Raw genomic sequence first — 11673 nt, forward strand, 5'->3', positions numbered from 1 at the left:
TGCGTTACGACGAGCTGCTGCTCATTCTCGAAGGCATTGATCTCGCCTCGATCAAGCGCCGGCCGCGTTATCACCGGGCGTCTTCATCAAAAAAACAAATGGCATAAAATTAGATTCAGGTTTTCGCGTGAGCTGTGCTTATATTAGAACATGTCAGATACCGCGCGCACACTCACTTATGACGAACTTCTATTTGAGAACCTACGCTTGCGGGAAGAACTTGCGCAGCTCAAGCGTTTGATCTTCGGGCAAAAACGTGAGCGTTTTGTGCCACTGGTCAACGAGCAGCAACTGGCAATCGCCCTGCACGAGGAATTGCCTGCTGCGCCAGCAGTTCCTCCAACCACGACGATCACCTACACACGCCGCGAGAAAAAATCTTCTCCGATTAAACTCCCCAGCCGTAATTTGTTGCCGGCACATTTGCGCCGCGAAGAGATTGTCATCGCCCCTGCGGAAGACGTGAGCACGCTCAAGAAGATCGGCGAAGAAATCACCGAAGAGCTGGAGTTTGTCCAACCGCAACTCTATGTCAAACGTTACATCCGTCCCAAGTATGCCCGTCCCGAGGGTGAAGGCATTGTCGTGGCAACCTTGCCCAGCCGTCCCATTGAAAAAGGTATTGCCGGTCCCGGCCTGTTGGCGCACATCCTCATGAGCAAGTTCGTTGATCATTTACCACTGTATCGCCAACGCCAGCAATTCCGCCGTCAGGGCGTCGAGATTCCCGGCGCCACGATGGATGGTTGGGTTACGGGCAGTTGCCAATGGTTTGTGCCTTTATATGACACTCAGCGCCGGATGATCCAGCAGTCTCCTTATCTGATGGCAGATGAAACGCCGATTCCGGTTTTGGATCGCACCAAGCCCGGCAAAACACATTTGGGTTATCTCTGGGTTTATTACGATCCCGGTGCCCAATTGGTGCTCTTTGATTATCGTCGCGGACGGGATCGTGCCGGGCCCAATGAGTTCTTGAAAAATTTTCGCGGCCATCTCCAGATCGATGGTTACGACGGCTATAACGATATCATCAAGCGCCCAGGAGTGACTGCCGTGGGTTGCATGGCGCATGCGCGGCGTTACTTCGAGCACGCGCAAGAGAACGATCGCGACCGCGCACAATGGATGCTGTCAAAGATCCAAGCTCTCTACGTCATCGAACGGCAGGCGCGCGAAGCGGCATTGCCCGTCGAAGAGAGATATCAATTGCGCCAGCATCATGCACTGCCGGTTTTGGCAGAAATCAAAATTTGGCTCGATGCCAATCTCACCTGCGTCTTGCCCAAAAGCGCCATAGGCAAAGCGATCGGCTACATGCTGGGCCAGTGGTCGAAGCTGGAGAAGTACGTCACCGACGGCCGTTTAGAGATCGACAACAACTTGGTCGAGAACGCCATTCGACCGGTCGCGTTGGGACGAAAGAACTATCTTTTTGCCGGATCGCACGAAGGCGCTAAACGCGCCGCGATGATTTACACCTTGGTAGCTACGGCCAAGCTGCATCACGTTGAACCGTACGAATATCTCAAAGACATTCTCAGCCGCATTCCAGACTACCCTCACCACAAAGTCGCCGACCTCCTCCCGCAAAGCTGGACGCCAAAAAAGTATTGAGAATAGGTGTTTTTTCGCCTATTCTCAAGATGGGTTCACCGAATGGATACGAGAATGCCACTTTCCGCCTTTGCCGGCAGTGAAATAAGCCTGCGTACGCAAGTTTTCGGCGTGGCAAATAAATCATCGCTCATCGCCAGCCTTGGCCACATCTATGAATTTGTTGAAGAAGCTGAATCGCAAACGTTGGCAACCACTGTCGAGAACACGGCGCCAAAAGAATTCACTTTGACAGCCAATCCGAATCCATTCAAGCCAGCCACCCAGATTCGTTTCTTCCTGCCCTCTGAAACTCCGGTGACGCTGCGCATCTACAACATCGCCGGGCAAATGGTTCGCGAGCTTTTGCATGAACAACAATACAAACCGGGCCAGCATACGGTTCTATGGGATGGCTGCGATGATTCGGGGCGTGCAACCGCGAGCGGCATTTACTTCATGCGCTTTGAAGGCGGCGGCCAGTTAAAAGCCGTCAAGTTGACTTTGGTGAGATAACCGAGTAGCTCACATAACCAAACCGCACCGTCGCGCGGTACACAGCAGGGTGATGATCGAAGCGCTGCGCAAACCCTACGATGCAGAAACTCTTGCCAAACAAGCTTGAAGACAAGGCGCCGAATTGAATGAAGCGGGGAATAAAGAATGATCAAGAAAATATGAAAGGCCATCTCAAAAAATGGGGTAGCCTTTTATTCTCGTGATCTTTTCGCAACAATGAGAGGGTCTCTGGCATTTTCCCAAAGCTGAGAAAGCACTCGGTATAACGAAAACCAAAATCGCGTAAATTTTCGTTAATTCGCCTTGAATTTGTAGTTTGTATTGGCATTGTTTCCTGCAATGCTTTTCTAAGACAAGTACGTTCAACTCGAAAAATTTAGTGGGGGTAAGATTATGAACGGAATTTCGAAACGCTGGGTGTAAGGCGCGCTCGGTTATCTGTCTGGCAATTACAGCGGCTTGCTGTGTGCCTTGTTGTTGCGGCTGGCAGCGGGGTAAGAACTTGACCATCGGATGTTCACACGAACCGACCGGATCTTCTGCAATCTCCGCTTTTTCAAAAATAAGAATAAAATACCGAGTATTCGTATTTATAAGAATCCTCTCATTCGCACCGCCTTTTTGTTGATTTGCGCAAATCGTTGGGATTCAAATTTTTAGAGCGCGTGGAAAGATGCCATATAACATGGCATGCTGATTGCAATCGTGCATGGCGAGAAACGCCAATTTCATGAATTTTGTTCGGTAATGTTCAGCCACGGCTTTACCGCGTTAGATGCCACGGCCAAACCACGGCTGACCGAGTAGGTATTACCGATTTTGGCAATCCACCTGCCGCCCGGGAAGAGGGGATAAGACATTTCGATGATGGGTTTTTCTCTCTTTCGCTCTCCTCCTCTCTCTTCTCCAACACAATGCTGGCTCTTGATCACCCGCGTCTGAATTCTATCCACAAGAACATCAAGCGAGTTCGGCATTTGTGGTAACAAAATCGAGGTGAAACCCATGAAAAAGAACTTTATCAAACGTAACATGAAGTTCTCTCAGTTATCCTTAATGCTCGCCGCTGCCATTTTGTGCGTCAGCACAAATTCTCTGAAAAGTCAAGGGCAAAAAACAGATTATTTCCCCACGCACATTGGGGACAAATGGTTTTATGAGCATCGCACTGGAGGGGTTCATGGAACACATTGGGCCAACAAAATTATTGAAGTCAAGGATACAACATCAATAGAAGGCAAAAGCTATTATGTCTTTGAAGATCGACTGTACGATATTTTTTACGAGCCTGGACGGATCTATCTCACAACACATTACTATAGAAAGGCAGATAACGGAGACGTGCTTAAGTTCAGTCCCCTGGTAAACCGTGAACAGCTTTACTATACGTTTCAAAAAGATTCTCTCTATCGATCGTATCTATACGATGGAGAGCCTGATCTCGTTTACAAATGGAGGATAACGCTAGACGATACCAGCACCTTAATTCGTATACCCTCGGGTAATTTTCAGAATTGTTACGACTATTCCTTCGACCTTCTGATCGATGATAATCATATCGGGCTCTTTACCGAAAGGGCGCTGGCACCAGACCTTGGATTCATATTCGAAGGGGCAGAGGGGGATCTTAATTTTCTTGTCGGTGCTTATATTAACGGCACCTTGTTTGGTGATACCACATTAACCTCAGTTGAGGAAATCTCTCAATCACCAACGCCAAATCAGCCTGTTTTATATCAGAACTACCCCAACCCATTCAAGCATACTACGCAAATATTTTTTTCTGTACCAACTTTTTGGCTCCATCCGATATCTGTAGCAGTTTTCGATATTCTAGGGCGTGAGATTGCCACTTTCACACCTGTAAAGTTGAGCACTGGACATCAAGCAATTCCATGGAACGGAAAAACCAATTCGGGAGAAGAAGTTGGCAATGGAATTTACATTATCAGATTAAATAGCGGCCGGTTTTCACAAAGCATCAAAATTCATTATCTCAAGTGAGGAGGTTTGTGATGAGAACATTCTTATTCGCATTCGTGCTCTGTCTCGCCGGTTTGTCGAGCTATTCAATTGCGCAAACTGAAATAGCTTGCGGCGTCGATGGCTCTCGGGCTCAACCAATCAACCCCGCTGCAACGCATGGAATTTATCTTCCCGCGGAAGGATAACCCAAAAGAGGCGCAAGATGAAACACCTTTTTGCTATATGGATCTCATTTCTAATCTGCATGAACCTTGCCCATTCTCAAGCGCCGCCGTTAGCCCCTGAAGTGTGGAGTGAACCGGTTAAGCTTGATGTTATTGGGATCGGCGGCCAGCCATCTATTAGCCCCATGAGTGACCAACTATTTTTTGTTGGCAGCTTGGATACCGCAGGAAGTGATATTTTGAGATCCAGAAAGATCGGCTCTGTTTGGCAACCACCGACACAAATCAATTCCAACATCAACCAAGGGCTGGAGTTCGCTCCGGCGATTTCACCTAACGGCAGGAAGCTGTACTTTCGTCGTTATGGTGGCGGCTATGGCGGCTGGGATTTGTGGGCAAGCGAATGGTCGGACAGTCTGAATGATTGGCAATCCGCCAGTAATTTGGGTCCGAATATCAACTCTGAAAAGGACGAATGGTTCTGCTTCACCCCGGATGACACCACGCTGTATTTTGGGCGATTGTTCGGCACATTGATAGTGAATGTCCTGGTCTCGAAATGGAATGCTTCGCTGAAGGAATGGGGTACGCCCAGATCATTTGATAATGAGCGCCTTACCCAGGGCGGATTCGTCAACGGTTTTACGATGACGGCGAACAAATCGAAAGTTTATTTTGGTGTTGTTCTCGATACGGGCAAACATTACGAATTAGAGTTGTTGGTGGCTTATTTTGACTCCAGCAGAAACTTCTATGGCAATCCGCTTTCGCTCAACCTGAACTCTCATCCGCCGGACAGCATTCCCTGGTACAATCCCGGCAACTTGGGCTATGATGGCTATCCTTCCATCACGGCGGACGGCAAATGGTTGTATTTCGAATCCGATCGCGGTCCTGACTGGAATGGGAACAATTTTCACGACATTTATGTCAGCCGGTTGTTGATCGACGAAAACGGCAATCCCGTGAGCGTGAAAGATGAGCCGGTAGTTTTCCCAGTCGGCTTCGAGCTGCACCAGAATTTTCCCAATCCGTTCAATCCTGAAACGATCATAACTTTCCGGATAACCCAGCCGGGCGAGGTGATCGTTGGAATTTATGATACGCTGGGCCGGCAGATAAGAGAATTGCTTACTCAACGCCTGACTTCCGGGCTTCACAAGGTGATGTGGAACGGTCGAGACAGTCAAGGTCAGTTGTTGCCCTCAGGGGTGTACTTCTGCCGGCTCCGGGCTGGAAAGCATGTCCAATGGCGCAAAATGCTGCTCGTTCGGTGATTGCATGTCCGGCATGATTCAATAAAGATCAGCCTTCATTTTTGCGACAGTCTCTTCCACGCTTTTCAGCCGCGTTTGCATTTCCGCCAGCATGATTTTCAATTCCTCAACTTCATTGCGCAAAGAGGGTGAGGCGGCAACCGGCGAAGCTGTTTCGTTCTCGTTTTCATATTCGAAAAACAAATGCCGGTACCGCACTTCCTTTTGGCCCGGCTGGCGCGGCCCTTGTTCGGCCAGTGAGGGCTCGCGTCCCATCAGCACTGCGATGACTTCCTGTACTTCTTCCAGGCTGGCAAACTCATGCTGCCGGCCCGAGCGGTTTTTGATCTCGCCGATGGTTTGCGGCCCGCGCAGCAGCATGAGACTCAATGCCGCCTGTTCTGCCGGCGATAGTCCCAGGCCGTTATCTCCACAACGATGCGTATATTTTAGCACGCGACCCTCCCCCGAAACAAAGGCGCACAGACTTTTCTCACGCAGCCGTGCCAGCGCCTCCTCCACTTCTTCAGAAGTAAAATCCACCACCGGATCGCGGCTGGTTTTTTGGTTGCATGCCGCGACCAGGGCGTTGAGTGTCAGGGGGTAATACTCCGGCGTGGCCTGGCTTTTTTCAATCAAGCAGCCGAGCACGCGCGCTTCTTCGGGCGAAAGCAGTATCATGTCAATCTCCGGTTGTCTCAAAAGAATGAAGTTTTACACCCGGCAACGTTGTGACAAAACTTGCGCCGAAAGCCTTTGCCGGCGTCCAAACGCCTGGCAGAATGTCTCCGCGCAAAATGCGCTGCATTGCTGCGAGTGAAGATTCGGCCGTAAGTGTGTAACCCTCAGGGGTCGTCAACCTGCCGGTCACGGCTTTTCCCTGGGCGTTATGGACTTCACCCCACACTTCGGTGAAGGCCTGTTGGCGTTCTGTTGTACTCAATTCCTTCACATGTCTCACCGCGATGCTTTTAAGAAGTTTTTGTACGGACTTCAGGCCCAGCAACGGGGCAAGTCTATTCAACGAACGCATGCGCTTGATGGCAGTATCCGGCATCGCAAGATAAACACAAATGTTCGGAATGCCAGTGGTGTAATATGCCGTGCTGACGTCGCCCCATGGAATCGTTACGCAGTTGCGCACGGCATGTTGAAAAGCGATGGTGCGCGTTTTCCAGCCGAAAGGCGCTTGCGTAATCTTGCCGGAAAGCCGCACGCGGCCGCCCTTGGGCAGCGCTTCGATCGCCGTCTTCGTTGTACCTTTACTCGAGCGGCCGGTACCGGCGAAGGCAAGCTCAATCTGAGTGGCATCCGGTAACCGATCTTTGAGCATGGCCGCAAGGCAATCCGTGGGCACAACGTCGAAGCCAACACCGGGCATAATCACAATTCCAGCTTGTTTGGCTTCGGCATCGCGCTCAAAAGCCGCCTCGAATACCTCGAGTTCGCCGGTAATGTCGAGGTAATGTACTCGCGCGCGCAGGCATGCCTCGAGCATGGGTTGCGAAGTCGCGGAAAAGGGGCCGGCCATGTGCAACACGGCTGCGACGCCGTGCAGGTGTGAAGCTATCGCGGCGGAGTCTTTGAGATCGAAAATGCGAAATTCCAGGCCAAGCTCATGGGCGAGCGTTGGTATCGCGAACGCGTTGCGCCCTGCCAGAATGGGACGAAAACCCTGCTCCACAGCCAGACGCGCCGTGATTTTTCCGGTGTAGCCGTTCGCGCCGTAGAGCAGCCAGGAAGAATTCATATTTCAGCGCTTTTTGTGAGATGATCAAGGTCAATTGCTTGCAGCATAATGAAAAAACAGCACAATGTCCAATTGACTTTTTTCAGGAGTTTGGTTAGCTTGCCGACAACTTTAAGCCAGCAGCGATAAACTGGCAAAGTCACCGGGTGAAACCAGAAAGGAGTCGGGCCTTATGAGTTCACGCACGAAAACCGTCATCATCATTCTCTTCATCTTCTTTGTGATGTTCCTGCTTTTCCCGCGCGGCTGCCCGGAACAGGGCGGCGCACAGTCAACCTCGAAGCCAACACGGCTGCACAACATCAAGTAACATGACATCAGCGCGGCAAAACGCGCAGACATGAGTTGATCTCCAAAAAAAATGATGTTTTTGCGCGAAACGTCCAATTATTTCTTGCATTTTCATAAAAAAGTTTGTTTATTGCGCGCGATAAAAAAATATTTCGGGCAATTTGGAGATTCATTAATCAGATGTTGTTTGATCTTACGGCAGATGCGGTGATCGTACCGAAATCTGCGTATCCTGCCAGACACTTAAAGCTACATCTCTTAGAGGGGAATTGTCCCTGCAACCTTCCTTCTATAATTATTTTGTCTTCTCAATTCTATCTCTGCCATTTTAAAAAAAATCGATTGTTGCAATGGGTGACCGCCGTGTGAAATCGGATCGGTCGTTTTCACACGACCAGGCCTAATGCTGGATTTCTCCAGCAGCAACTGCTTGCGCAAGCGGCGCTGCACCTGAAAGGCGGCGCCACGTGTTATAAAAAATTATTCAGCTCACGTGGGAGAGTCCCATGTAGAACGATTGCAAGAGCAAGGTAGAAGTTTCGTGCGCTTCAATTCTGAAAATTTCATTGCACGTGATCATCACGCAGCAATTTACTCTTATTGATGAGGAGAAAAGTTTTATGCGAGTCGGATTTACCTACAACATGAGGCGGACCGCGGCTTCCGCTGAAGATACGGATCCTCCGGAATTTCCTCCCTCGCCGGCCTCGGGCGTTGAGGGCATTGACAATTTTGCGGAATGGGATGATGAAAATGTCGTGCGCGACTTGCGGGAGACGATCGGCAAATACCATGACGTCATTCCGATTGAAGCGGATCTCAACGCATTTGAGAAACTGCGCAAGTATCGCCCGGATATTGTTTTCAATATCGCGGAGGGCTTTACCGGCGTTTCACGCGAATCGGTAATTCCAGCCATGCTGGAAATGCTGGGTATTCCGTACACCGGTTCGGATCCGTTGACGCTCGGCATGTGCCTGGATAAGGGGCGCGCCAAGGAAATCCTGGGATACCATCGCCTGCCAACCGCGAAATTCGCAGTGCTCAAATCGTGGCCGTTGAACGGGCAATTGCGGCATTTTGATTACCCCATGTTTGTGAAGCCGCTGTTCGAAGGTTCCAGCAAAGGCATCTGGACGGACTCGGTGATCGAAGACAGCAAAGCACTTCGCCCCACGGTTGAGAAAGTTTGGAACACCTACTCGCAACCAGCTATCGTCGAAGAATTTCTGCCCGGCCGTGAATTTACTGTGGCGTTGTTGGGCAATGGCGCTTCGTTGCGCGTGTTGCCGATTGTGGAAATCGCTTTCGAAGCATTGCCGCAGGGCGCGAAGCCCATCTATGGCTGGGAAGCAAAGTGGCTGTGGGATTCTCCGGATCACGAGCTTGAAATTTACAAATGTCCGGCTGATCTCGACGAGGAATTGCGCAACAAGATCGAAACGATCTGCAAAAAGGCGTACAACTATCTCGGGTGCCGCGATCTCTGCCGCATCGACGTCCGCCTGGATGCGAACGGTGAACCAAACATCCTGGAGCTGAACCCGCTGCCCGGCTTGATCAAAGACCCCACCGTACATTCGTGTTTCCCCAAAGCGGCTTATTCTGCGGGAATGACATTTGACGATTTGATTCTCGCGATTCTCGATGAAGCCTGTAAACGGCAAGGAGTGAGTGTATGACCGGGCAAAAAGTGTTGATCGCGTACAACGCGCCGCGCCGCGAACAGCGTGGCCGCGAGATCGATTATGTTTCAGAAGCCGGCGTGCTCGATCAAGTCAACGCCGTGTATGCCGCGTTGCTCGAGCTTGGTTATGATGTCATGTTGGCGCCCTTGCAAAAGTCCATTCCGGCATTTATGGAGCGCCTGTCGCGCATTCCCACGGATGTGGTTTTTAATCTGGTTGAAGGCTGGCAAGGTGAGAGCCGTTTTCATGTGCATTTGGCTTGTGTGTACGAATTGCTCGGTGCGGAATACACCGGCGCGCCGCCGCCTACACTGATGATGGCAACCGACAAGTGGACGACGAAGATGTTGCTCAACCAGGCCGGCCTGCCAGCGCCCAAGGGAATGCTATGCAGCGAAGTGCCCGGGCGCTTTCGCTTGAGATATCCGGTTATCGTCAAACCCGTTCACGAAGACGCCAGCCTGGGCATTGACGCGGAATCCGTGGTGTCCAATCTTGGTGATTTGCGCCGCCGTGTAGCATGGGTGATTCAAAACTATCATCAGCCGGCGTTGGTGGAAGAGTACATCGAGGGCCGCGAGCTGAACATTGCCATTATTGGCGACCAGATTCCCGAAGCTCTGCCGATTTCGGAGATTACGTTTCCTTACTGGCCGGACGGCCGCCCGCGCATTTGTTCCTATAATGTGAAGTGGATGGCCAATAGCGAAGAATACCAAAGCGTTGGCGCCGAATGTCCGGCCCCGCTCGATGAAGACACCGCCCGGAAAGTGCAACAGATTGCCATTGCAGCGTTTCGCTTGATGGGTTGCCGCGACTATGCCCGTGTGGATATGCGCCTGTCGCAAGACAATCAACCGTATATTGTCGAGGTGAATCCCAATCCAGATATTTCGCCGGACGCTGGATTCTCACGTTCGGCGCAGGCTTCGGGACGGTCTTATACGCAGCTGGTGGGCGACATCATTGCGTGCGCCTTGAAACGTGGAGAACGTCATGATCACCATTCGCGCCCTGCGTCGCGACGATCGCCTGCCTATCAAGCAAATTTTGCTTGAGACGGGCAACTTTACCAAAGTAGAGATTGAAGTCGCGCTCGAGTTGATCGACATTTACCTCGATCGGCCCGAACAGAAAGATTACATTCTCTATTGCGCCGTCGATCAACATGATCGCGTGGCCGGTTATGTTTGTTATGGCCCGACGCCGATGACCGAAGGCACGTGGGATCTTTATTGGATTGCTGTTGATCCCAAACGCCAGGGCAGCGGCGTCGGTAAAGCCTTGCTTGATTTTGTCGAAAACCGGATTCGAGCGCAAAACGCCCGCCTGTTAATGATTGAAACCTCCTCCAAGCCCAATTACAACGCCACGCGGCAATTCTATTTCCGTCAAAATTATCAAGAAATTGCCCGCATCCCCGACTTTTACGCGGTCGGGGATGACCGTGTCATTTATCGCAAATTGCTGCGCGACTAGTACATTACCTTAGAAAATTTATCCGTCGTTGAATGTCATCCGGGAGGGATATTGTGAAGTTGCAGGCAGATTGCTGAATGCTTCACAAGATTCGGTGAATGACATTTCAATGGAGCCACTTCTAAAAATTAAGGTATCAGCGTATTCGTTGACTGTCTGTTCTTTGCTTGGGAAGGCAAAAGCAGAATTTTGCTTCTGTTCCCCAAAGGTATCCCCAACAACTGACTGTAATCATGTCGCGTAGAATCCCCTGTACCGGCGTCGCGCCTGCACAGTGACGGCATAAATTGCTTCCCGGGTCGCGCAAAAAAATCTTGTGCTTCACAGAAAGATCATTATCTTGCGCAAATATCTTTTCCCGGGGCGCGGCGTTTTGTTGCGAGGTACATGCAAACAAGCAGACTATCATAAACCATGCGTGAGGGCCAAGGCCTCACGCGACGCTAGGGGTTCATGATCGACGGAGGAAGGAGAGCATGGAACGACTCACCAGCGTTCTTGGCATGGTGGCCATGATCGGCATCGCCTATGCCATATCGTATGACCGCAAAAATTTCCCCTGGCGCGTAGTGTTTTGGGCCGTGGGTTTGCAGCTTTTTTTCGCGTTCATCATTCTGTGGACCGACGCCGGCAAGGCAGTCTTTCAGTGGACCGGCGACAAAGTGGCGGCGTTTCTCGACTTTACCAAGGCCGGCTCGGGATTTCTTTTCGGCAACCTCATCAAACCGGAATATCAAGACACGTTCGGTTTTCAATTCGCCTTCGGCATTCTTCCCACCATTATATTTTTTTCCGCGGTGATGTCCATCCTGTATCACCTCGGCATCATGCAAAGAGTTGTTGAAGTCATTGCGCGGGGCATGGCCAAAACCATGGGCACCAGCGGCGCGGAATCGCTTTCCTGCTCGGCCAATATCTTCGTCGGGCAGACGGAAGCACCGTTG

The 11673-nt window shown here is 50.9% G+C and carries 11 protein-coding genes; 8 read left to right on the top strand and 3 right to left on the bottom strand.

What is annotated here, in order from left to right:
- Positions 1-150: 150 nt before the first annotated feature.
- Both FBQ85_18550 and FBQ85_18555 read left to right on the top strand, forming a co-directional pair.
- A complete protein-coding gene (locus FBQ85_18550) occupies positions 151-1617 on the top strand; it encodes an IS66 family transposase (protein MDL1877134.1) in 1467 nt (488 codons plus the stop codon).
- A 42-nt stretch (positions 1618-1659) separates the two neighbouring features.
- Positions 1660-2112 (top strand): T9SS type A sorting domain-containing protein, encoded by a 453-nt coding sequence (locus tag FBQ85_18555; protein MDL1877135.1) that lies wholly within the window; start codon positions 1660-1662, stop codon positions 2110-2112.
- Between the two features lie 731 nt (positions 2113-2843).
- Here the strand turns inward: FBQ85_18555 and FBQ85_18560 are convergent.
- A complete protein-coding gene (locus FBQ85_18560) occupies positions 2844-3149 on the bottom strand; it encodes a hypothetical protein (GenBank protein MDL1877136.1) in 306 nt (101 codons plus the stop codon).
- Here FBQ85_18560 and FBQ85_18565 point away from each other — a divergent pair.
- Both FBQ85_18565 and FBQ85_18570 read left to right on the top strand, forming a co-directional pair.
- Entirely contained in the window at positions 3121-4119 is a 999-nt protein-coding gene (locus FBQ85_18565) for a T9SS type A sorting domain-containing protein (protein MDL1877137.1), read from the top strand. The genes FBQ85_18560 and FBQ85_18565 overlap by 29 nt on opposite strands.
- A 184-nt stretch (positions 4120-4303) precedes the next feature.
- Complete coding sequence (locus FBQ85_18570) at positions 4304-5542, top strand: T9SS type A sorting domain-containing protein (protein MDL1877138.1); 1239 nt, start codon at positions 4304-4306, stop codon at positions 5540-5542.
- A gap of 18 nt (positions 5543-5560) precedes the next feature.
- On the opposite strand, the gene FBQ85_18575 is transcribed toward FBQ85_18570, so the two are convergent.
- A complete protein-coding gene (locus FBQ85_18575) occupies positions 5561-6202 on the bottom strand; it encodes a DUF480 domain-containing protein (protein MDL1877139.1) in 642 nt (213 codons plus the stop codon).
- A gap of 1 nt (position 6203) precedes the next feature.
- A complete protein-coding gene (locus tag FBQ85_18580) occupies positions 6204-7256 on the bottom strand; it encodes a hypothetical protein (GenBank protein MDL1877140.1) in 1053 nt (350 codons plus the stop codon).
- A 950-nt stretch (positions 7257-8206) separates the two neighbouring features.
- On the opposite strand from FBQ85_18580, the gene FBQ85_18585 reads away from it, so the two are divergent.
- The 4 genes from FBQ85_18585 to FBQ85_18600 all read left to right on the top strand — a co-directional run.
- The gene (locus FBQ85_18585) at positions 8207-9244 is read left to right on the top strand and encodes an ATP-grasp domain-containing protein (GenBank protein ID MDL1877141.1); all 1038 of its coding nucleotides are present in this window, start codon (positions 8207-8209) and stop codon (positions 9242-9244) included.
- Positions 9241-10308: an ATP-grasp domain-containing protein gene (locus FBQ85_18590; GenBank protein MDL1877142.1), complete on the top strand. Its 1068-nt coding sequence runs from the start codon at positions 9241-9243 to the stop codon at positions 10306-10308. Before FBQ85_18585 ends, FBQ85_18590 begins: the two co-directional genes overlap by 4 nt.
- Positions 10247-10729 carry a GNAT family N-acetyltransferase gene (locus tag FBQ85_18595; protein MDL1877143.1) on the top strand — a complete coding sequence of 161 codons (483 nt, stop codon included), beginning with the start codon at positions 10247-10249 and terminating at the stop codon, positions 10727-10729. Before FBQ85_18590 ends, FBQ85_18595 begins: the two co-directional genes overlap by 62 nt.
- A gap of 476 nt (positions 10730-11205) precedes the next feature.
- Positions 11206-11673: NupC/NupG family nucleoside CNT transporter (locus tag FBQ85_18600; GenBank protein ID MDL1877144.1), on the top strand; the 468-nt coding region annotated here is incomplete at its 3' end.

It is taken from the genome of Cytophagia bacterium CHB2, assembly GCA_030263535.1.
Classification (GTDB): domain Bacteria; phylum Zhuqueibacterota; class Zhuqueibacteria; order Zhuqueibacterales; family Zhuqueibacteraceae; genus Coneutiohabitans.

Bases quoted from the DNA above. Each gene is read 5' to 3' on its own strand.
- FBQ85_18550 (MDL1877134.1), top strand. From the start codon at position 151: ATGTCAGATACCGCGCGCACACTCACTTATGACGAACTTCTATTTGAG.
- FBQ85_18555 (MDL1877135.1), top strand. From the start codon at position 1,660: ATGGATACGAGAATGCCACTTTCCGCCTTTGCCGGCAGTGAAATAAGC.
- FBQ85_18565 (MDL1877137.1), top strand. From the start codon at position 3,121: ATGAAAAAGAACTTTATCAAACGTAACATGAAGTTCTCTCAGTTATCC.
- FBQ85_18560 (MDL1877136.1), bottom strand. From the start codon at position 3,149: ATGTTACGTTTGATAAAGTTCTTTTTCATGGGTTTCACCTCGATTTTG.
- FBQ85_18570 (MDL1877138.1), top strand. From the start codon at position 4,304: ATGAAACACCTTTTTGCTATATGGATCTCATTTCTAATCTGCATGAAC.
- FBQ85_18575 (MDL1877139.1), bottom strand. From the start codon at position 6,202: ATGATACTGCTTTCGCCCGAAGAAGCGCGCGTGCTCGGCTGCTTGATT.
- FBQ85_18585 (MDL1877141.1), top strand. From the start codon at position 8,207: ATGAGGCGGACCGCGGCTTCCGCTGAAGATACGGATCCTCCGGAATTT.
- FBQ85_18590 (MDL1877142.1), top strand. From the start codon at position 9,241: ATGACCGGGCAAAAAGTGTTGATCGCGTACAACGCGCCGCGCCGCGAA.
- FBQ85_18595 (MDL1877143.1), top strand. From the start codon at position 10,247: ATGATCACCATTCGCGCCCTGCGTCGCGACGATCGCCTGCCTATCAAG.